The sequence below is a fragment of the Mycolicibacterium moriokaense genome (assembly GCF_010726085.1).
GTDB lineage: Bacteria > Actinomycetota > Actinomycetes > Mycobacteriales > Mycobacteriaceae > Mycobacterium > Mycobacterium moriokaense.
Genome location: NZ_AP022560.1, coordinates 1,591,237 through 1,612,152, shown reverse-complemented (window position 1 = coordinate 1,612,152; position 20,916 = coordinate 1,591,237). Strand labels below are relative to the sequence as shown.

The following is a 20,916-nucleotide window of genomic DNA, read 5'->3' as shown; positions in this document are numbered from 1 at the left end:
AGCTTATGCAAGATGGTCGTGTGATCCCGAATCGAAGTGTCCTTCTGCTGGGCGCAGCCCTGGTGACCGGCCAGATCGTCCTGACACCCGCCGCCGCGGCCCAGCCCGTTCTCCCCTTCTACCAGCTGGTCGACGCCGCAGCCCAGCGCCTGGCCACCGCCGACCCGATAGCGGCCGCCAAGTGGATCAACGGCGGCGCGCTGACCGACCCCGCGAGGGCCAACCAGGTGCTGGACTCGGCGGCGGCCGACGCGACCGCACACGGCATCGACCCGCAGTACGTGCGCACCGTCTTCACCGACCAGATCGGTGCGAGCGAAGGCGTCCAGTACACCCGGTTCGGCCAGTGGAAGTTCGATCCGGCCACGGCACCGACTACCGCACCCGACCTCTCGGCATCACGCGCCCAGATCGACGGGCTCAACAAGACATTGGTGGACGAGGTTGCGCTGCACTGGAATTCACTACACAGCCAAGGCTGCGCCGCGGATTTGGCGGACGCCAAGGCCGCCGTGGTCGCTGCGCGTGGACTCGATCCGCTGTATCAGCAGGCGCTGTCGTCGGCGACCAGGTCGTTCTGCAGCCCTACTTGAGCAACCGCGACATCCGCCGGTCGGCGAGCACCTTGCCCCCGGTCTGACAGGTCGGGCAGTACTGAAACGACTTGTCGGCGAACGACACTTCGCGCACGGTGTCGCCGCACACCGGACACGGCAGCCCCGTGCGCGCGTGCACGCGAAGGCCGGAGCGTTTCTCGCCCTTGAGCGTCGCGGCCTGCTGGCCGACGGAGCGTGATACCGCATCGGTGAGCACGGAGATCATCGCGTTGTGCAGCGCGGCCAGCTGGGCATCGGTCAGCTTGCCCGCCGTCGCGAACGGCGAGATCTTCGCGACGTGCAGGATCTCGTCGCTGTAGGCGTTGCCGATGCCGGCGATCACCTTCTGGTCGGTGATGACAGTCTTGATGCGCCCGCTGTTCGGGCCGAGCACACGCGCGAGATCCTCTGCGGACAGCTCCAACGCGTCGGGTCCGAGCGCGGCGATACCGGGAACCTTGCCGGGATCGTCGACCACCCACACCGCCAACCGCTTCTGCGTACCGGCCTCGGTGAGGTCGAAACCCGGTGCCTCCCCTGGGGTTCCGAGATGGACGCGTAACGCGATCGGTCCCTTGCCCGGCTTCAGCGGGGCGGCCGCGAGCTTGTCGGACCATCGCAGCCACCCTGCTCGCGACAGGTGCGTGATCAGATGCAGCTCGCCGGACTGCAGCCCTAGATACTTGCCCCATCGGTTGGCGCCGATGACGGTCTCGCCGTGCAGTACGGAGATCGCCGGATCGAACGTCTTGAGCACCGAGAACGCCGCCACGTCGATGCGCCCGATGGGCAGCCCGACGGCGTGTCGACGCAGGTGATCGGCGAGCGCTTCGATCTCCGGGAGTTCGGGCATGTTTCCAGTGTGCCGGTCAGTGCCGTAGGACGCGGTCGTCGTCGCCGTCGATGATCAACGACAGCAGCCAGCCCACGATCGACAGCACGACGGCGGCCCAGATCGCGGTCCACCAGAACTTGTCGATGACGAGCCCCCAGCCGGTGGTGTGCTCGGTGATCCACGCGGTGATCCACAGCATCAGCGCATTGATCACGATGTGGATCAGGCCGAGCGTGAGGATATACAGCGGAATCGAGATGAACTGCACGATGGGCTTGATGACCGCGTTGACCAGGCCGAAGATCACACCGACGACGAAGATGACGCCGATCTCCTGCAGCGTCGAATCGAAGCCGGTGAATCGGATCCCGGGAACGATTAGCGTCACCACCCACAGTGCGAAGCCCGTCAAGGCTGCACGCAGCAGGAATGACCCCATGCGGTCAGTCTGCCGAACGCAGCAGGTAGGTGTCCATGATCCAGCCGTGCCGCGACCGGGCGTCGGCGCGGAGTTCGGCGATCCTGTCCCCGACCTCACCCACGGTGCCCGCCACCAACAACTCGTCCGGTGTGCCGAGGAAGGCGCCCCACCAGATGCGCGTCTCGGCGGGGCAGCCCAGGAAGGAACACTCCGCGTCGAGCATCACCACCGCGCTGCCTGACAGCCCGTTGTGGCGCAACTGCCGACCCGTGGTGATCAGCACGGGTTCGCCAACGTCGTTGAGCGGTATGCGATGTCGGGCCGTGAGCGCCTGGATGGCGGTGATACCGGGGATCACGTCGTAGTCGATGTCGACGTGTGCCGCGACGGTCTCCAGGATCCGCAGAGTGCTGTCGTAGAGCGACGGGTCCCCCCACGCCAGGAACGCGCCGACCCCATCGGGTGCCAGCTCGTTCTCGATCGCGGAGGCCCACACCTGCGCCCGCCGGGCGTGCCAGTCGGCGACGACCTGCCGGTAGGCCGGACTGTCCGGGACGGTTCGCGTCCGGGGCGGGTCGGGCAGCTCGACGAAGCGGTAGCCGGGCTCGCGGATGAACCGTTCACAGATCAGCCTGCGCAGCGCGACCAGATCGTCCTTCGCCTCGCCCTTGTCCATCGCGAAGAACACCTGGGTGTCGTTCAGCGCATCGACCGCCTGGGCTGTCACATAGTCCGGATCCCCGGCACCGACGCCGATGACGTGGATCCGACGAGTCACGCGGCCGAGTATGCCATGACCAGCACATACCACAGGTATGCGGTACCGCGGGTATTGACATCTTGGTCCCGTGGAACTTACCTTTGGCTCCACACGGACGAAGGGAACGTCGCTGATGACCGCACCCACTCGCCAGCAGGTCGCCGAGCGACTGCTGAAGGGCTCCGTCAAGAAGTCCTACGCGCCGGTCGTGGATATCGCCTGGGATGAACCGCTGGATCCCGACAAGTTCTTCCTGCCGCCGAAGACCGTCTCGTTGTACGGCACACCGCGGTGGGACGCGATGACCCGCGAGCAGCAGATCGAGTTGTCCCGTCAGGAGTTCGTGAACACGTTGTCGGCCGGCATCTGGTTCGAGAACATCCTCAACCAGGCGCTGCTTCGCAAGATGATGCACCAGGATCCGACGGCGAGTGCCACGCACTACGAGCTGACCGAACTCGGCGACGAGACCCGGCACATGGTGATGTTCGGCAAGGCGATCGAGAAGGTGGGCGCCAAACCGGTGCGGCCCAGGTACTACCAGCGCGTCATCATCAACCTGCTGCCGTTCGCATTCCAGGGCCCGCTGTTGTGGATGGCGGCGTTGATCGGCGAGGAGATCTTCGACTCGCTACAGCGGCAGATGATGGACGACCCCGAGCTACAGCCAATGGTGCAGCGCCTCATGCGAATTCATGTCACCGAGGAATCGCGCCACATCCAGTTCGCCCGCGACGGATTGCGCAAACGGACCCCGACCATGCGGTGGACGACGAAGTTCTTCGTGGCCAACATCAACGGTCTCGGCGGCTACTTCTTCCGTTACCTGTTCACCAACGTGACCCCGTATCGAAGGGTCGGGCTGGATGCGCGCGCGGCCCGTCGGGAGGCGCGTCGCAGCCCGCACCGCCGGGAGACCCAGATCGCGGGCTTCGCACCGTTGGCGGCGTTCCTCGAAGAGGTCGGTTTGATGGGCCCGATCGCACGCCGCATGTGGCGGCGATCGGGCTTCCTCGCCCGATGAGCGACATCTACGACGGGCTCGCGACCGTCACCACCGAGGGCGTCGAGCGCACGGTGCGGGTGCGGCTGAGCGGCCATCTCGACCCGATTGACGGCCGATATCACTGGCAGGGAACGGTTTTCGATGCGCTTCCCGATGATGCGAGACTGCCGCAGCCGGCGACTCTGTCGGTCGGGGACAACAGTGCCGCAGCGCGCATCACCGAGCGTCCGCCACAGGGCGGCTATTCGGTGGCGGGCGTCGGGTTACCGCCGTTCCCGCTCGACGAACTCACCCAGCGATAACGGGCCGCGATCACCAGCGTCACGACGGCGAACACACCGCCGGCAACGCCGGAGATCAACAGCGGAAGCCGTCCGTCGCTGCCCCACAGAAAGCCCGCCCACAACCCCGCCGCCAGCACCGCGAAACCGCTGAGTCCCTGGAACACGCCCTGCGCACTGCCCTGCAGGTCTGACCCAGCGAGAGACGAAACCCACGCCTTCCCAACGCCATCCGTGCATCCGGTGAACAGTCCGTACACGCCGATCAGCAGCCACGCGGTGACCGTGTCGGAGGTGAGCCCTAGCCCGGTGTACCCGACCGCGAAGAACGCCAGGCCGATGCCGAACACCGCGGGCTTGCCGATTCGGTCGGCGAGCGCGCCCGCGGGGTAACTCGCCACCGCGTAGACGGCGTTGTACGTCACGTACGCGAGGATCACCTCGACCACCGAGAAGCCGACCTCGTTGAGCCGCAACAACAGCAGCGCATCGGGAAAGTTCACCAACCCGAACCCGACGACCAGGATCGTCACCCGCCAATAGCGTTGTGGCAACTGGCCCACCATCGCGAACAGCGCACGGCGATGCGGCATCGGCGTTCTTTTCTCGCGCGCCAGGTACACCAACGCCACACTGAGCACGGCGGGGACGACGGCCACCCACAACAGGGGCGCGATCCGATGGTCCCACAACTCGTAGCCGATGAGTCCCAGCAGCGGGCCGATGACGGCGCCGAAGGTGTCCATCGCGCGGTGGAATCCGAAAACCCTGCCGCGGGCGGACGTATCGATGTCGGCGACGAGCAGCGCATCGCGTGGCGCTCCGCGAATCCCCTTGCCCAGCCGGTCGACCACGCGGCCGGCCAGCACACCCGGCCACCCGGTGGCGGCGGCCACCATGACCTTGCCCAGCGCCGCCATTCCGTAGCCGGTGGCGATCAGCGGGCGCTTCGAGTACCGGTCGCCCAGCGGCCCGGCCGCGAGTTTGGTGAGCGACGCCGCGCCTTCGGCCGCCCCCTCCACCGCGCCGACGACGGCCGCGGGCGCGCCGAGCACGCTCGTCAGGTAGATCGGCAGCAGCGGATAGAGCAGCTCGCTGGCGGTGTCCTGCAGAAAGGACACGGCCGACAGCACCCGCACATTGCGGGTCAGCCAGCTGCGCACCTACGCCATGATGCCGTGTCCGCTAGCGCGGGTCGTCGTGGGTGATCGCGCGGTATCCCTTCGCGCCCGCCCGGTCCACCGCCGCGCGCACCAGGCCGAAGATGAGTCCCTGGACCGCGGCGGCGATCAGCGCCTCCCGCGTCGAGCGGGTCAGGTCCTTCGGCTCCGGCGGCTCCTGATCCGACGGGCTGAACCGCTGCCAGATTTCCGTGAAGACCTTGCCTGCCAACAATCCGCCCGCGACGCTCGTGGCGATCGACAGCGGCTTGTACAGGGCTTTGGATGTAGCGCTCATGACCGCCACGTTCCCGCGTCGCGGAACCCTAAACCAAAAACTGAAACACGTTCTAGTATTGCCCGGGTGCGCTTCACCTATGCGGAATCACTGACCCACCCGAATTACTACATCCCGCTGGCGCAGGCCGCCGAGTCGGCCGGATTCCACGCCATGACGATCGCCGACAGCGTGGCCTATCCCTACGAGTCGGACTCGAAGTATCCATACACCGATGACGGCGGTCGTGAATTCCTCGACGGCAAGGAGATCATCGAGGCGTTCGTCCTTGCCAGCGCGTTGTCCGCCGCGACGACGACGCTGAAGTTCAACATGTTCGTGCTCAAGCTGCCCATCCGTCCGCCCGCGCTCGTCGCCAAGCAGGCCGGGTCGCTGGCCGCGCTGTTCGACAACCGGCTCGGGCTCGGCGTCGGCACCAGTCCGTGGCCCGAGGACTACGAACTCATGGGCGTGCCGTTCGCCAGGCGAGGCAAGCGGATGGATGAGTGCATCGAGATCATCAAGGGCCTCACCACCGGCGAGTACTTCGAGTTCCACGGCGAGTTCTACGACATCCCCAAGACGAAGATGTCGCCTGCGCCCACCAAACCGATCCCGATCCTCATCGGCGGACACGCCGACGCCGCACTGCGTCGCGCCGCCCGCAACGACGGGTGGATGCACGGCGGCGGCGACCTGGGCGATCCCGCCGAGCTCGACCGATATATCAAGCGGCTCAAGCAACTTCGCGAGGAGGAGGGCCGCACAGGACCGTTCGAGATCCATGCGATGTCGCTGGACGCCTACAAGCCCGATGGCATCAGACGCCTCGAGGACCGGGGCGTCACCGACATCATGGTGGGCTTCCGTATGCCCTACATCGTCGGTCCCGACCCCGAACCCCTCGAGAACAAGATCCGCGCCATCGAGAAGTACGCCGAGAAGGTCATCTCGAAGGTGTGACGCGGGTCAGAAGGCCACCTTCTGCGGTTCGAACCGGGACGTAGCGTCGCCCACCAACGTGGTGTCGTACGGGTTGATCTCCAGCGGCTCGTCGGTCAGCTTCAGTCCGCCGAAGTCGATCCAGATCACGCTCGGGCTCGTCGACAGTTCGAAGAAGTACAGCTTCTGGGTCAGATCGACGACCGTCCGGTATTCGGTGTTGTAGACGCCGAATTCGCCGTACGGCGCACCGAACGGGACCGATACGTTGCGCATGATCGCCATCAGGCTCGCCACCGCCTGCCGGGTATCGGTGGGCTCCGGCAGCAGCGCGGCGTAGTAGCTGGCTCGCTGGAACCGGTCGACGGGATTGACGTTGCCGGGCAAGGGCATATCGCGACTCGGATGCGAAAAGTCTTGCTGGGACATCAATTCCAGCTGCTCGTCGTAGGTGGGATCGTTGGTCATGATCGTGAATTGGCGGCCGTGGTGGATGACGGGTTCGCCGCCCTCGAACTCGATGATCGCCGAGTCGCCGCTGGCGTCCTCGAGTGCGAAGTGCAGCGTCGCCTTCCGCCCATGGGATTCCACCATCACCGGCTGGAACGTGTCCAGCAACGCCAGGGCTTCGGCGACGGTGCCCGCCTGGTCGAGCAGATACTGGCCGAACAATCCCATATGGATACCGGGGCGGCCGGGGTCGCGGGCGCCGACGTCCGTCGACTTGAGGTACAGCGCGTGCATCCCGAGTCCGGCCTCGTTGAAGCCGTCGACGGTGCCGATCCCGTACACGGTGGTCGCCAGGCTGGCGTACCGACTGGTCCAGCGCAGCGGGTTCTCCGCCACCACGACGAGGTCGCCGACCTTCCCGCCGTCACGCTCACGGCCACGCGGAAAAGCGACGATGGTCGGTTGCGTCGATTCAGGCCAGTCCATGGTCCGGCCCGCCATCACATACCTGCTGTCGGTGTTCCAGAGCACCCGCGTGCACATAATTCCTCCCCTCGCCCGGCGGCTAGAAAAACCTACCTCTGCGCCTGACGAAAACTGACTTCGTAGCGATATCGCAGTACTGCTTCGGAATACATCATAAATGTCGTCATAGACCACTGAGAACCACCATCAAGTTCACCAGAAGCAAGGAAAGGCGATGATGAGCACGACAGTCCCGCCCACGGCGCCGTCTACAGCACGAACCGGAACCACCCGGCCTGCTCCCGAAGAAACCGTGCGGCTGCGGCCCGGCGATCTGCCGATCAAGCTGCTGCCGCAGACCCCGAAGGCCCCTACGGCCCCGGTCGCCGACGAGCCGATGACCACCCGCCTCAAGGCACCGGTCCTCGGCGACGCGAACGGCAAGACCGTGCGACCGCGCCCGCTTGTCGAGGTGCCCGTCGTCGCCAAGGTCACCAACACGATCCGGCAGCGCTACCTTGACCTGAACAAGGCGGCGGTGAAGCCGCCGACCAAGTGGGAGTACGCGCGGCTGGCGCTGGTGCTGTTGCTGGCGTCGATGCCGATCCTGGCGATCTCGGTCGAGGTGTTCGGCCTGCTCCCGCAGAGCGGCATCACCATGGTCACGATCGCGTTGGTCGCCGTGCTGGCGACACTCATCGCGTTCGCACCACACCGCATCGACATGATCGTCGGCCGCGGGCTGATCGCGGGCATGGTGGCCTGCATCGTGTACGACGCAGCCAGGCTGTTCGCCGTCCACGTACTGGGCCTGATGGGCGATTTCATCCCCGTGATGGGGTCGTTCGTCACCGGCGAACCGGAGACCGCGGGCAGCGCGGCCGTCGGCTACGTCTACCGCTACGTCGGCGACGCCGGCGGGCTGGGTGTGGCCTTCTTCGTGGTCGCGTTCGCCATCGGCATCGACCGATGGAAGAACCTCTACGCGGTGCTGGCGGCGGTCGGCTTCGCGGTCTTTCCGACCTGGGCCGGCCTGATGGCCACCGTCGCGCTCGCCCCGCACGGCGAGGAGCGGATGTTCCCGCTGAACGCCGCGACGGTGATCATCACGCTGGTCGGGCATCTGGTCTTCGGCCTGTTCCTGGGCCTGGCGTTCCTGAAGGCGCCGCGCGGCGATCGCAGCGGATGGCCATGGCCTCCGCTGTCGGAATCCGCGCCGGTGAAGCGGGCCATCCGCTTCAGGAAAAAGATCACCAATTCGCCGCACTAGGCATGCGGGCAGCGGGTCGTCGAGGAGCTCTTCGACGGCCCGCTATCACATTGCCCGGCGCGTTCGGAGTCCGTGGACCGACTGTCTAGGTCAAAATTGCCTGGACAGGAGGTCTGCATGTCTTCCCATTTGGAAGTCTTCAAGCCGACGGGACGCGAGCTCGTCCCGTTGACCGGTGAACGAGTGACACTCGGCAAGGCCTCGACCAACACGGTGGCGCTCGACCACGACCCCACCGTCTCGCGCTTGCACGCCATCCTGGAGAACCACGGTTCAGCATGGTCGATCCGCGATGTCGGCAGCCGCAACGGCACGTTCGTCAACGGCGAGAAGATCACCGCGGAACGGGTTCTGCGTTCCGGCGACGAGGTGCGCCTCGGCAAGTCGCGGGTGGTGTACCTGGAGACGCGGCGGGCCGGCGAGCCTGCGGAAGAAGCGACCATCGTTCCCGACGCCAGCCAGCTGCCACCGAGGCTGACCCGACGCGAGGTCGACGTGCTCATGGTGTTGTGCCGGCCGCTGGTATCCGACGACCCGTTCCCCGAACCCGCATCGGTGCGGCGGATGGCAGGCGAGCTGTACGTGACCGAGGCTGCCGTCAAACAGCATCTGCAGAACCTCTACGACAAGTTCGACATCCCGTCGGAGGGCGACCGCCGGGTGCGCCTCGCCAATGAGGCACTGCGACGGGGCGCCGTCACGATCGCCCAGCTACGCGGGACTAGCTGAAGTCGAGCGCCTCGACGAACGCCACCGGACCTTCATGGGTGGGCCGGTCCGCGCCGCCGATGGTGTACACCGTGTTCTCGACCGCCGCCACCACCTGTCCGTGCACCGGGGTGTTGATCGGCGCCTGCGTCGTCCACTTGCCGGTCGAGATGTCATACATCTCGACGGTGGGCAGCACTCGCGTCGGCTCCTCACCACCCACAGCCACGATGCGACCGTCGACCAATGCCGCGCCGTAGCTTCCGCGCGGAGTCGGCATGTCCTCCAACTTGTCCCACTTCCCCGACAACGGATCGAAGCGTTCGAAGGCGCCCAGGTTCTTGTCCGCGGACAGGGCCCGGCCACCGATGGTGTAGAGATACACGCCATCGGAAGCAGCCGCCAAATGCTCACGCGGAGTTGGCATATCGGGAGCTGATGTCCACGACTCACCGTCGAACACCTCGGTCTGGGTGACGAGCTGCTTGTCGTTCTGTCCCCCGACCACCACGAGTTTGTCGTCGATGACCGCCGCCGCCGGCGCTGCCCTGGCATATTGCAGGCTCGGTAGCTCTTCCCACTTCCCATCACGGAAGGCGAAGACCTTGTTCGACGCCTCCGCAACGGTGTCGCTGGCGCCACCGAGCACCACGACCTCACCGCGGAAGGCCGCCGCAGCCGCGTGATTCAGCGGAATTGGCAGCGGAGGCAGCGTTTCCCACTTACCCGTCTTCGGCTCGAAGCTTTCGAAAGTGTCGAGTGTCTCGGCGTGCCCCAGCATGCCGCCCGCGATATAGATCTTGTCGTCGAGCACGGTCGAGGCGGCCATCAGCCTCGCGGTGGGCGCATCGGGCAACGCCCGCCACTCCGCCGCCGGTTGCGGCTTACGCGGTGCCAGCTTGAGGGATTCAGCCGACGCCGTGACCTGACCGTCGGCCGGGCTCGTCGAGCCGCCGATCGCGTACACGGTCTTCCCAACCGCTGCGACGGCCATGCCGTGCCGGCCGGTCGCCAGGTCCGGCAACGAGGTCCACGTCGCAGTGGTCAGATCGAGTGCCGCCACGCTCATGAGCACCTGTCCTGACGACATGCCTCCGACGGCCACCAAACGGGAATCGGTTATGGCCACGCCGAAATCGCTGCGCGGTTCCGGAAGCGCGGGCATGGTGGTCCAGGTGTCGGCGATGGGGTCATATGCCTCGACCGTCGTCAGGTCCGAGTTGCCGGTGCTGCCGCCCAACACGTAAACGAGCTTCCCGTCGGACGCCGCAGCCGCCAACTGACGCGGCGTGGGCAGGGGTGCGCCGAGCTTCCAGCCGGTGCCGTCGTAGATCTCGGTGGTGTTGAGCAGCTTGCCGCCTGCGTCCACACCGCCGGTGACGACGAGAAGATCGCCGACGACCGCGACCGATGCCGCCGCCCGCGGTTGCAACAGTGGCGGCAACTCCACCCAGCGGCTGTTGACCACCCGCCACACCTTGTCCGTCGCCACCTTCTGGTTCGAGCCTTCGGTGCGCCAACCGCCCACGACGACCGGTGTGTCATCCCATGTCACCGCCATCGCGCGCTGCACCGGGACGGGCAGATCCGCCCCGCCCTTCCAGCTGTCGAGGGCTGGGTCATAGCCCTCGTGGCCCGCGCTGACGCGGTTGCCTGCTCCCAAACCGCCGAAGACCCAGATGGTCCCGTCCGCCTCGGTGGCCGCCACCGAACTGCGGGCGATTCGCGCATCCGCGATCGGCTGCCATTCCGGCTGCATCTCCACGGGCGGTTTCGGCGGTGCCGCTTGCTCCCCTCCGCCGTCCTTGTCGCTCGAGGACGTGAAGAAGAAGACGCTGGCGACCACCAGGATCACGACTGCCGCGGCGGCGCCCGCGATGACCAGAAGCCGCTTCTGATCGGGCTTTTGCGGCCCGGCCGGCTGCCCCGGTTCCGATTGATAGGGCGACGGAGCAACAGGCGGCGGCGTCACCGGTGGCGGCGCCGGCGGGACCTGCCAGGGCACATTGCCCATGCTGACCGACCGTGTGTGCGCGAACATGTTCGGATCTATTTGCGGTGCAACATCTTTCGGGACAATATCGTTCGAGCCAATAGGGGAGACGACTGATTCCGACCGCTCCGGTGCGGATTTCTCGGTCGGCGCGGGACCCGAAGCCCCCGAGAGCGGTAGCGCCTGAGTGCCGCCCGTCGGCTCCAGCTCGCCGCCGGGCTCGCTGAGCGCCATCGGGTCGGCCGTCAACCCGTTGTGCCGTTGCGCCAGTTGCAACTCGCGGCCGAATTCGGCTACCGACGACTGCCGGTCGCCGGGCTCGCGCGCCATCGCCTTCTCGATCGCGGCGCACACATCGGTCGGGATCCCGTGCGGGCGCAGGTCGGGTACGGGCGTCGAGGTGATCCGCAGATAGTGCGCAATCAGATCTTCGTCGGCCTTGCGCTCATGGGGTGGCCCGCCGGCGATCAACGCGTAGACGGTGGCGCCGAGGGAGTAGATGTCGGCGGCGACAGTCGGCGGATTGCCCGCGAGAACCTCAGGCGCGGTGTAGGACAGCGTGCCGGTGAAGAACCCGGTCACGGTCTTGTATCCACCTGCGATGCGCGCGGTCCCGAAGTCGCTCAGTTGAGGTTCGCCGTAGTCGTTGAAGAGGACGTTCGCGGGTTTGATATCGCGGTGCAAGGTGCCCGCCCGATGCGCGGTCTCCAGTGCCCCGCACAGCTTCACGCCCATGCGCAGCGCCTCGGGCCATGCGATCCGGCCTTCGCGACGCACCCGCTCCGCCAGCGAACCCACTGAGTGATAAGGCATCACGATGAACGGCCGGCCGCTTTCGGTGACGCCGACCTGGAGGATGTTCACGATGTTCGGATGGCCCGACAGCTTGCCCATCGCGTAGCCCTCACGCAGGAAACGCTCCCGGTCGCTGTCGTCGAGATCGTTGGCGAGAACCTTGATGGCGACACTGCGTCCGAGAGATCTCTGGTAGCAGCGATAGACGACGCCACTGCCGCCGCGCCCAATTTCGACAGCGTCATCGAACCCGGCGGCCGCCAGTTCTGACGCTATCCCGCCCGCCATGTGCTCATCGTCCTCCGGTGAAAAGCGGATATTTCGGAAATGCCTGGATTCGCTCAACAAAAGCTACCTAGCAATGTGATCGCGAGCAGGGCATTTGTCGTTTCGTCACCGATGACACGTCGTTCGGGGCGGAATGGTTCAACGGCCCGCGACTTTGGCCTTAACGGGTTGATTGCCGGCGCCTGGTGCGGGCAATCAACCCGTTAAGCCATTGGCTATTCCCCAAGAGCTACGCACCTACAGCTACCGACGACGAGACGGTTTTGCGATCGTCGCGAGCAGGATGTCGATGAGTTCCTCGGCTGTGGTCCGCCATTTGTCGGTGTCGAGCAGACCGGTGGTCTCCACTCCCGCGGCCCCGTGTGCGCCCGTCAGCAGGATGGCCGCATGACGACTGGCCTCCTCATCCCCGACCACCGCAGAGACGATGCCGAGGAAGTGGTCGCACATGCGTTGCGCCGCACGCACTACGGCCTCAGGGTCGCCAACAGGCCGAGTGAACATCAACTGATACAGGTGGGGACTCCGGCGGCTGAGAGTGATGACGGAGAGCAACGTCCGGCGGAGAGCCTCCCGGGGCGCAAGCGCGGAATCGTCCTTGAGCCTTTGCATCTCGTCGCCGAGACGCTCCCATCCCTGCGCGGCAACCGCGGTCAGCAGGGCCTCTTTATCGGTGAAATGGCCGTACGGTGCACCACGACTGACGCCCGCACGGGCGCCGACCTCACGTAGCGTCACGGCGGCCGGGCCGCCGCTTTCCAGCAACGCGGCAGCCTCGGCGAGGAGCGCACGGCGCGTCGCGGCCGCCGTCTCGACGCGGCTCATGCAGCCGGGAGCGCGCCGAACACCCCGGGGTTGCCGGTCTGGATCTTCGAGGTGAGCTTCACCTTCGAGATTCGCCAGCCGTCGTCGGTGCGGACGAAGGTATTCGTGTAGTACCCGTAGACGGTCTGTTCGGTGCCGCCGTCGGCCGCTGCGTTGTGGTGGATCGCCCGGACGTACGCCACGACGGTCGCGTGATCCGCATCGTCGAAGGTGATCGCGATGTTCGTCATCATGTGCTGAGTCGCGGTGAGGGCGCTCATCACCGGTGCGATCATCGCGACGAACTCGTCCGCCCCGAGGCGTGCGGGAGGGGTGCCGAACACAGAGCTGTAGTCGCACTCGACCTCGTCCGCGAAGCACGCGCGGAACAGCTCCCAGTCGCGTGAGTCGACCCCTGTTGCGTAGCGGAGTTGTACGGCCTCGATCTCGGTGCGGTCGACAAGCTGTTGCAGCTGGACGGCACTCGACTCATGTGACGTTGTCATGTGAAGAGTGTCGGCGATCCATATGACATTGTCAACTGAACGCAGGGCCACGACTTTGGCCTAAACGGGTTGATCGCACGTACCTGGTGCAGGTAACCAATCCGTTAATGCGCCTTGAGCTATTCCCAAACGACCTCGGAGGGATCCTTGTCCGGGCGCAGGCCACGCCAACTCGATTGGCGCAGCCTGCCGTCGGATGTCCGTTCGCTGTAACGCACCTCGCCCACCAACTCGGGCCGGACAAAGGTGACACCGCGCGAATCGGGCTTGGAAAGGCGTTCGTTGAACGGCGACTCCTCGGTCTCCAATGGTTTCAGGATGCCCTTGAGCTTCGTCAACTCCTTCTCCGTGAAGCCCGTACCGACGCGACCGACGAACTGCAGACCGCCTTCTGCGGGGATACCGAGCAGCAAGGCCCCGATACCGCTCGACCGCCCGCCTTCCCCTTTCCGCCAGCCGCCGATCACCACCTCTTGGGTGTTCCAGATCTTGTCCTTGATCCACGACGACGACCGACGGCCCGGCTGGTACGTCGAATCCAGCTTCTTCGCGACCACGCCCTCCCAACCGCGCTCGCGCGCGTGCTCTAACGCCTCGGGACCGTCACCGGGCAACAGATCCGGAACGATCAGGCCGCCGCCCTCGGCGAGCGCCTCCAACAGCCGGCGGCGGTCGGAGTACTTGGCCTTGAGAAGGGATCGCCCGTCGAGATAAAGGATGTCGAACGCCCAGAACTCCACCCGGGTGGATCGCTTGCGGTTCTGCATCTCCGAGAAGCTCGGCACCCCGCGCTCGTCGAGGGCCACCGCCTCGCCGTCGAGAATCACTTGGTGGTCGGCGAGATCGGCTGCGAGCGCGGCGAATTGCGGATACTCGTCGGTGACGTCGCGGCCGTTGCGGGAGCGCACGTTGAGCCGGCCGTGGTTGGCGTCGACCAGCACCCGGTAACCGTCCCACTTACCCTCGAACGCCCACTGCGTGGCTTTCAGCCGCGACACCGACCCGTCCGTCGACAGCATCGGTGCCAGATCGCTTGCCCGCGGGTTCTGTTGCTCCTTCATCCGGTGCGCCAGCCAGTTCTTGCCGTCGGTCTGAATCAACGCGTACCGGCCGTCGATCTTCTTCCCGTGCAGCGTGACGATGACCTCGCCGCCCTTCGCCGGGCCGTCCGGGCCGTGGTCGCGGAACTTCTCGGCCTCGTATGTGCCGGTGTCCCAGATGATCACCTTGCCGCCGCCGTACTCGCCCTTGGGTATCTCGCCCTCGAAAGTGCCGTACTCCAACGGGTGGTCCTCGGTGTGCACGGCCAGGTGGTTGACCGACGGGGTGTCGGGCAGGTTCTTCGGCACGGCCCAGCTGACGAGTACCCCGTTGCGCTCGAGCCGGAAGTCGTAGTGCAACCGCCGGGCGTGGTGTTCCTGGATGACGAAGAAGTCGTCGTTACCCACGGTCGGCGCGGTGCTGGGGACCGGCTCCGGTGTCTTCCCGGGATCGCGCATGCTCCGGTAAGTGGTGAGCGCGTCGGCCACCGGCGCGTCGGCGTCCATCTCGGCAAGCAGGTCACCGTCGCGCTCGACCCGCTCGAGCACCTCGTCGAAGCGCAGGTGTCGTAGATCGGGATCTTCGATCTCGTCCCAGGTGCGCGGCGCGGCAACGGTCGGCTCGTCGCGGCCTCGCAGCGAGTACGGCGCGATCGTCGTCTTGTTGCCGTTGTTCTGGCTCCAGTCGACGAACACCTTGCCGGTGCGAACGCTCTTGGTCATCGTCGCCGTCACCCGCTTGGGCATGGTCTTCTCGAGCTGCACCGCGATTCGGCGGGCAAGCACCGAAGCCCCGCGTGAGCTGATCGGCTTCTCCAGCGGCACATAGAGATGTAATCCCTTGCTGCCACTGGTCAACGGATAGGTGGTGAGCCCGATGCCGGCGATGAGTTCGCGGACTTCGTGGGCCACCTCGCACAGTTGGCGAAACGTGACGCCTTCGCCGGGGTCGAGGTCGAACACCACCCGGGTGGCGGGCCCCGGCGTCAGTTCGGCGCCTTCAGATCTGGTCCAGGTGCTGACGAATCGCCACTGCGGCACGTGCACTTCCAGCGCGGCCTGCTGCGCGATCCATGCCAGCCCCTCGGCGGTGTTGATGATCGGGTACGTGGTGGTGCCCGACTTGTGGGCGATCGAACCCCGCTCGAGCCAGTCCGGCGCCGAGGACGCGAGCTGTTTTTCGAAGAATGAGGCCTCGTTCACGCCGTTGGGCCAACGTTTGCGAGTGACGGCCCGGCCTGCGATGTGCGGCAGCATCGCGCTGGCCACGTTGATGTAGTAGTCGAACACCTCGGCCTTGGTGGTGCCCGTCGCGGGATAAAGCACCTTGTCGGGGTTGGTCAGCTTCACCCGACCGAACTGATCCACCACATCAAGGTATTACCCGGCGTAGCGTTGCACTATGACGAGAATCTTCGCGGCGTGCCTGCTAGCTGGCGCGGCGATCGTCTGCTCGGCGCCACAGGCCGGCGCCGACCCCCAAGATCTTCTCCCCTACTGCTCCGGCGATCAGACGCCGATGGACAACAACTGCCGGCCGATGGCCCACCAGGAGGCCACCCACAACGGCAGCGGCTTGAGCCCGAACCTTCCGAGCGGCTTGGATCCGACGAACCCGGCCGTCGTCGGCTAGTTGACACCCACCCACAGCGGCGGATGCCGGTCGGCCCACGGCGCGGCGGCTTCCAGCTGAGCAGCGAGCTGCAGTAGCACGGTTTCGTCGGGCGCCATGAGCTGCACTCCCACCGGGAGACCATCGTCGGTGGTGCCCAGGGGGAGTGAAATCGCGGCCCAAGCCGTGACATTCGCCAGTGCGGTCCATCCCGTCGTGGCGAACTCGACATCGAAGAACTCCCGAGTGGTGCCACGCGGCTCGCCGAGCAGACCGTACGGCGGCGGACCCGTCAGCAGAGTCGGCACCAGCAGCACATCGCGTCCGGCCATGCCCGCCGCGAATCGTCGTGTTTGGGCGTGCACGGCGTCGATCGCGCCCGCATAGGCGGCGCCTGTGGTGGCGAAGCCCTCGCGGACCATCACCCATGTGCTGGGCTCGAATTCGTCTTCGGCCGGCTCGCGGCCGAGATGGCTGGTGGCAAGGGCGTGCAGCCCGACGTTGCTGACGGTGTGCAGCACCGCGATCGCGTCCGCGACGACGTCGGGATCGACTGTGGGGCCGCCCGGTTCGACGATATGACCGAGCTCACCGAGCAGGCGTCCGGTCGCCTCGACGGCGGACGCCACGGCGGGATCCGTCGCAGGACCCGGGAACGGCGACGCCGTGGTCATCAGGATTCGTTGTGCCACAGGCGCTTCGGCGATCGCATCCAGATAACTCGTCGACGGTGGCGCCACATGGTACGGGTCGCCGGGCGCGCCGCCGGCGATGACGTCGAGCAGGGCGGCACTGTCACGCACGCTGCGGGTGAGCGCGTGGGAGTTGACCAGACCTTCCAGGGAATGACCGGCTCCCGGCGCGAACGAGCTGCGCCCACGGCGCGGTTTGAGGCCGACGAGCCCGCAGCACGACGCAGGCACCCGGATCGAGCCGGTCCCGTCCCCGCCGGACGCCGCGGGCACGACGCCGGCGGCCACCGCGGACGCCGATCCCCCGCTGGAGCCGCCGGGGGTGATCGACGGCGACCAAGGATTGACCGTCGGCCCGAAAAGCGACGGCTCGGTGGTGCAGTGATTGCCCCATTCGGGGGTGTTCGTCTTGCCGAAGACCACCAACCCGGCATCCAGGTAGCGCTCGACGATCCACGCCGTCTCCGCCGCGACATGGGTGCGCAGCGCCCGCGACCCCATCACCTCCTGGACGCCCGCCAGCGACGCGCCAAGGTCCTTGAGCAGGAACGGGACCCCGTGCAGCGGAGAAGTTCTCGAATCTGCGGCGTCGAGGTCGGCGGCTTGTACGCGCCCGCGCTCGAAGAGGTCATCGATCACGGCGTTGAGACCGCGGGCCGCCTCGAGTCGGATGATCGCGGCCTCGAGCAGCTCGACCGCGGACAGCTCGCCTGCAGCCACCAACGACGCCTGCCCGATCGCGTCGATGCCGGCGAGTTCGACGGCCTGTGCGGAGTCCATTGGTTCGAAATCCTCGCGGCTGGCACGTGGAGCGGCAACCCGACCACACACGCTGCGAGACCGCCGATGTTGCCCCAGACTTAGGGTCGTGTTCTCGCTAGTTGGAAAGTCTGTCGTGGTCACCGGCGGCAGCAAGGGAATCGGTCGCGGAATCGCCGAGGTTTTCGCCAAGGCAGGCACCAATGTCGCGGTGGCTGCGCGGTCGGCGAACGACCTCGACGCGGCCGTGGCGGCGCTGGACGGGCTGGGCGACGGCAAGGTGATCGGGGTCACCGCCGATGTCAGCGATCCGGCGTCCCTTACGGCGCTGGTCTCCGAAGTCGTGGGCGCATTCGGTGCTATCGACGTGCTCTGCGCCAACGCGGGGATCTTCCCCGAGGCTCCGCTGGCGACGATGACGCCTGACGAGCTCTCCGAGGTGCTCGACGTCAATGTCAAGGGCACGGTGTTCGCGGTGCAGGCATGCCTGCCGTCGCTGATCGACTCGGGCCGGGGCCGGATCATCCTGACCTCGTCGATCACGGGCCCCATCACCGGCTTTCCCAACTGGTCGCACTACGGCGCGTCGAAGGCCGCCCAGTTGGGCTTCATGCGGACCGCCGCCATCGAGCTTGCGCCGCATAAGATCACGGTCAACGCGATCATGCCGGGCAACATCCTCACCGAAGGGTTGAAGGACATGGGTGAGGACTATCTCGCCGGAATGGCCCGCGCGATCCCGGCGGGCGCGCTGGGTACCCCCGCCGACATCGGCCATCTGGCGGCGTTCCTCGCATCCGACGAAGCCGGCTACATCACGGGCCAGGCCATCGCGGTCGACGGCGGCCAGGTGCTGCCCGAGTCACCGGATGCGGTTACGCCGTAGCCGAAAGGCGTTGTCACACATCGCCATCTGCTAGTGCTTCGAACGGCTGCGTGGGCGTCTCGGCGATGGCCATCTTCGCCGCGGAGTCGGTGGGGATGACGTCGCGCGCCAGTGCGGCGAGCGCCTTGTTGGTGCCCACGTCGTGACCTGCCTGCTCGCTCAGCAACCAGCGCACCTCCAGCAGATCGCAATAGGCCTGGACGGGGGTGCCCCTGCGGTTGACGACGTCGTGCGCCAGCCGTTCGTACGGGGTCAGCACCTCGATCACCCACAGTCGCGCCGCGGTCGACTCGTCGACGTCATGGCCGGCCTCGCGCGCCAACTGCGCCTGGTAGGCCAGCAGGTCGCCGAGCAGTATTTGAGCCTGCCCCTCACCAACGTCCAGCCCGGTGAGTTGTTGCAGCCGCTGGGCGTGGTATCGCCGATCGCCCACGGCCACACGGATTCTGAGTTGTTGTGGGTCCTCACTCACCGGTGCGAGCGTCACCTCGTCGACGGCGAAACCGAGCTCGTTGAGGCGGCGCACGGTTCCCTCGACGCGGTACCGGTCGGTGAAGTCGAAGACCGGTTCGGCGTGCAGGGCGTCCCAGAGCATGTCGTAGCGGGCCCTGGCGTGGTCCACCTCGGCGATCAACACGTCCTCCAAGGCCGTCCGCCCGAACCGCTCGGCGAGATCGACCATTCCCATCGCCACGTTCTCGGACATGATGTCGAGGTCGTGTTCACGCTGCCCGCGGCTCAGCGACGGATGGATCTCGGAGGTCTCGGCGTCGACCAGCCATGCCTGCAGCAGCTGACCGTCACGGGAGAACAGCGTGTTGGCCAGCGAGCAGTCGCCCCAGAACACCCCGTGCCGATGCAATTCGACCAGCAGGCCGGCCATCCCGTCGAGCAGCCGCGCGCGATGTTTGGGTTGGTCCGGGGGCAGCCGCATGAACAGCCGCCGATACTGCCAGGACCCCTCGAGGTAGCGGGTGACGAGGATGGCGGTGTCGAACTCGGGCTGCAACACGATGCCCGCGGGGCGCACCGCGGGCAGACCCATCTCCTCGAGCCGGCGCAGCACGTCGTACTCCTTGACCGCGATCCGCCGCGGCATGTCCTTGACCGCCCACAGTGCACCGTCGGCGTCGACGAACTTCACCAGGTGCCTGCTGGGTCCCACCGCGATGTCACGCAACGGGACCTCGGGAACGGTCCACCCCTCAAGAGGCCGGTCCCACGGCAGCGCCAAAAGTCCCGGAGTCGGTGTCCGTAGACGGAATTCCGGCGCTCGCATGCTCAGTTCAATCGCTCACCTGACTCGGGGTGGAAGAGATGCACCATCCCGTCGGGATGCTTGCGCAGCTTGACCGTCTCGGCGAGCCTGGGCGCCGTGCGCGGGTTGCACCGCGCGACGAGCTCGACGCCGCTGCCCGCGTGGGTGTAGACGTATGCCTCGCTGCCGAGATCCTCGACCAGGTCGACGACGACGTCCACACCACCCGAATCGCTGAGCTCCAACTGCTCGGGCCGGATGCCGACGGTGACCTCCGACAGGCCCGCCTCGCTCAGCTTGCTGATGTCGGCGCGCTCCAATTCCAGTGTGGAGTCGCCGATCTTTACGCCGTCGGAGGCGACGGGCAGGGTGACGAGGTTCATGGCGGGCGATCCGATGAAGCCCGCGACGAACGCGTTGGCCGGTCGGTCGTACAGCTCGTTCGGCGACGCGAACTGCTGTAGCTTGCCGAACCGCAGCACCGCCACCCGATCCCCCATCGTCATCGCCTCCACCTGATCGTGGGTGACGTAGACGGTGGTCGTGCCGAGACGCCTTTGCAGCGCGGCGATCTGGGTGCGCGTCTGCACACGCAGTTTGGCGTCGAGGTTCGAGAGCGGCTCGTCCATGCAGAACACCTGCGGCTCACGCACGATCGCGCGACCCATCGCGACGCGCTGCCGCTGACCACCGGAAAGCTTGGCCGGCTTGCGATCCAGGAACTCGGTGAGGTCGAGGATCTTGGCGGCCTCTTCGACCTTGCGACGACGCTCGTCGGCGGACACCCCGCGCAGCTTCAGCGCGAAGCCCATGTTCTCGGCGACCGTCTTGTTCGGGTACAGCGCGTAGTTCTGGAACACCATCGCGATGTCGCGGTCTTTGGACGGCACGCCGACCATGTTCTTGCCGCCGATCTCGATGGTGCCCTCGTCGATGTCTTCGAGGCCGGCCAGCATGCGCAGCGCCGTGCTCTTACCGGATCCCGACGGACCGACCAGGACGACGAACTCGCCGTCTTGGATGTCGAGGTTGAGCGAGTCGACCGCGAGCTTGTCCGAACCCTCGTAGATGCAGGTGGCGTTGTTGTAGGTGATCGATGCCATTGGTTGCTC

20 protein-coding genes and 1 pseudogene are annotated in these 20,916 nt (G+C 66.4%); 8 read left to right on the top strand and 13 right to left on the bottom strand.

Annotated features, from left to right (window positions below; all coding sequences use genetic code 11):
• Window positions 1–5 precede the first annotated feature (5 nt).
• Window positions 6–593, top strand: a complete 588-nt coding sequence (locus tag G6N43_RS07925) for a chorismate mutase (protein WP_083149041.1) — start codon at window positions 6–8, stop codon at window positions 591–593.
• On the opposite strand, the gene G6N43_RS07920 is transcribed toward G6N43_RS07925, so the two are convergent.
• From G6N43_RS07920 to cobF, 3 genes are read right to left on the bottom strand one after another with little or no spacing between them, the layout of a single operon-like run.
• Entirely contained in the window at window positions 586–1,449 is an 864-nt protein-coding gene (locus G6N43_RS07920; RefSeq protein ID WP_083149042.1) for an Fpg/Nei family DNA glycosylase, read from the bottom strand. The genes G6N43_RS07925 and G6N43_RS07920 overlap by 8 nt on opposite strands.
• 16 nt (window positions 1,450–1,465) lie before the next feature.
• Window positions 1,466–1,870, bottom strand: a complete 405-nt coding sequence (locus tag G6N43_RS07915) for a phage holin family protein (RefSeq protein ID WP_083149043.1) — start codon at window positions 1,868–1,870, stop codon at window positions 1,466–1,468.
• Window positions 1,871–1,874: 4 nt separating this feature from the next.
• On the bottom strand, window positions 1,875–2,630 hold the full coding sequence (gene cobF / locus G6N43_RS07910) for a precorrin-6A synthase (deacetylating) (protein ID WP_083149044.1): 756 nt from the start codon (window positions 2,628–2,630) through the stop codon (window positions 1,875–1,877).
• Between the two features lie 115 nt (window positions 2,631–2,745).
• Here cobF and G6N43_RS07905 point away from each other — a divergent pair, with 115 nt between their 5' ends.
• Window positions 2,746–3,636, top strand: a complete 891-nt coding sequence (locus tag G6N43_RS07905; RefSeq protein WP_083149045.1) for an AurF N-oxygenase family protein — start codon at window positions 2,746–2,748, stop codon at window positions 3,634–3,636.
• Window positions 3,637–3,644: 8 nt separating this feature from the next.
• Window positions 3,645–3,920 (top strand): annotated as a pseudogene (locus G6N43_RS30940) (DUF4873 domain-containing protein); the annotation flags it as partial.
• Here the strand turns inward: G6N43_RS30940 and G6N43_RS07895 are convergent.
• Window positions 3,860–5,062 (bottom strand): MFS transporter, encoded by a 1,203-nt coding sequence (locus G6N43_RS07895; protein WP_083149046.1) that lies wholly within the window; start codon window positions 5,060–5,062, stop codon window positions 3,860–3,862. The pseudogene G6N43_RS30940 and the gene G6N43_RS07895 sit on opposite strands and share 61 nt — an antisense overlap.
• Window positions 5,063–5,084: 22 nt before the next feature.
• Complete coding sequence (locus G6N43_RS07890) at window positions 5,085–5,357, bottom strand: DUF4235 domain-containing protein (protein WP_083149208.1); 273 nt, start codon at window positions 5,355–5,357, stop codon at window positions 5,085–5,087.
• A 66-nt stretch (window positions 5,358–5,423) separates the two neighbouring features.
• On the opposite strand from G6N43_RS07890, the gene G6N43_RS07885 reads away from it, so the two are divergent.
• Window positions 5,424–6,299 carry a TIGR03619 family F420-dependent LLM class oxidoreductase gene (locus G6N43_RS07885; protein WP_083149047.1) on the top strand — a complete coding sequence of 292 codons (876 nt, stop codon included), beginning with the start codon at window positions 5,424–5,426 and terminating at the stop codon, window positions 6,297–6,299.
• 6 nt (window positions 6,300–6,305) lie between these two features.
• On the opposite strand, the gene G6N43_RS07880 is transcribed toward G6N43_RS07885, so the two are convergent.
• Window positions 6,306–7,271 carry a bile salt hydrolase gene (locus G6N43_RS07880; protein ID WP_083149048.1) on the bottom strand — a complete coding sequence of 322 codons (966 nt, stop codon included), beginning with the start codon at window positions 7,269–7,271 and terminating at the stop codon, window positions 6,306–6,308.
• Between the two features lie 160 nt (window positions 7,272–7,431).
• Between G6N43_RS07880 and G6N43_RS07875 the strand changes: the two genes are divergently transcribed.
• Together G6N43_RS07875 and G6N43_RS07870 are read left to right on the top strand one after the other, a co-directional pair.
• Complete coding sequence (locus G6N43_RS07875) at window positions 7,432–8,463, top strand: hypothetical protein (RefSeq protein WP_110810267.1); 1,032 nt, start codon at window positions 7,432–7,434, stop codon at window positions 8,461–8,463.
• Between the two features lie 117 nt (window positions 8,464–8,580).
• The gene (locus G6N43_RS07870) at window positions 8,581–9,192 is read left to right on the top strand and encodes an FHA domain-containing protein (protein WP_083149050.1); all 612 of its coding nucleotides are present in this window, start codon (window positions 8,581–8,583) and stop codon (window positions 9,190–9,192) included.
• Here G6N43_RS07870 and G6N43_RS07865 read toward each other — a convergent pair.
• The 4 genes from G6N43_RS07865 to G6N43_RS07850 form a co-directional block, all read right to left on the bottom strand.
• On the bottom strand, window positions 9,185–12,247 hold the full coding sequence (locus tag G6N43_RS07865; protein ID WP_083149051.1) for a serine/threonine-protein kinase: 3,063 nt from the start codon (window positions 12,245–12,247) through the stop codon (window positions 9,185–9,187). The genes G6N43_RS07870 and G6N43_RS07865 overlap by 8 nt on opposite strands.
• A 243-nt stretch (window positions 12,248–12,490) precedes the next feature.
• A complete protein-coding gene (locus G6N43_RS07860; RefSeq protein ID WP_083149052.1) occupies window positions 12,491–13,072 on the bottom strand; it encodes a TetR/AcrR family transcriptional regulator in 582 nt (193 codons plus the stop codon).
• Window positions 13,069–13,557 (bottom strand): nuclear transport factor 2 family protein, encoded by a 489-nt coding sequence (locus tag G6N43_RS07855; RefSeq protein ID WP_083149053.1) that lies wholly within the window; start codon window positions 13,555–13,557, stop codon window positions 13,069–13,071. Before G6N43_RS07855 ends, G6N43_RS07860 begins: the two co-directional genes overlap by 4 nt.
• A gap of 119 nt (window positions 13,558–13,676) precedes the next feature.
• Window positions 13,677–15,968 carry an ATP-dependent DNA ligase gene (locus G6N43_RS07850; RefSeq protein WP_083149054.1) on the bottom strand — a complete coding sequence of 764 codons (2,292 nt, stop codon included), beginning with the start codon at window positions 15,966–15,968 and terminating at the stop codon, window positions 13,677–13,679.
• A 31-nt stretch (window positions 15,969–15,999) separates the two neighbouring features.
• Between G6N43_RS07850 and G6N43_RS07845 the strand changes: the two genes are divergently transcribed.
• The gene (locus tag G6N43_RS07845; protein WP_083149055.1) at window positions 16,000–16,230 is read left to right on the top strand and encodes a hypothetical protein; all 231 of its coding nucleotides are present in this window, start codon (window positions 16,000–16,002) and stop codon (window positions 16,228–16,230) included.
• On the opposite strand, the gene G6N43_RS07840 is transcribed toward G6N43_RS07845, so the two are convergent.
• Entirely contained in the window at window positions 16,227–17,681 is a 1,455-nt protein-coding gene (locus G6N43_RS07840) for an amidase (RefSeq protein WP_083149056.1), read from the bottom strand. The two genes, G6N43_RS07845 and G6N43_RS07840, sit on opposite strands and share 4 nt — an antisense overlap.
• An 88-nt stretch (window positions 17,682–17,769) precedes the next feature.
• Between G6N43_RS07840 and fabG the strand changes: the two genes are divergently transcribed.
• Window positions 17,770–18,546 (top strand): 3-oxoacyl-ACP reductase FabG, encoded by a 777-nt coding sequence (gene fabG, locus G6N43_RS07835; RefSeq protein WP_083149057.1) that lies wholly within the window; start codon window positions 17,770–17,772, stop codon window positions 18,544–18,546.
• 13 nt (window positions 18,547–18,559) lie between these two features.
• On the opposite strand, the gene G6N43_RS07830 is transcribed toward fabG, so the two are convergent.
• Together G6N43_RS07830 and G6N43_RS07825 are read right to left on the bottom strand one after the other, a co-directional pair.
• Window positions 18,560–19,825 (bottom strand): DUF4032 domain-containing protein, encoded by a 1,266-nt coding sequence (locus tag G6N43_RS07830; protein WP_083149058.1) that lies wholly within the window; start codon window positions 19,823–19,825, stop codon window positions 18,560–18,562.
• 2 nt (window positions 19,826–19,827) lie between these two features.
• On the bottom strand, window positions 19,828–20,907 hold the full coding sequence (locus G6N43_RS07825) for an ABC transporter ATP-binding protein (protein ID WP_083149059.1): 1,080 nt from the start codon (window positions 20,905–20,907) through the stop codon (window positions 19,828–19,830).
• Window positions 20,908–20,916 lie beyond the last annotated feature (9 nt).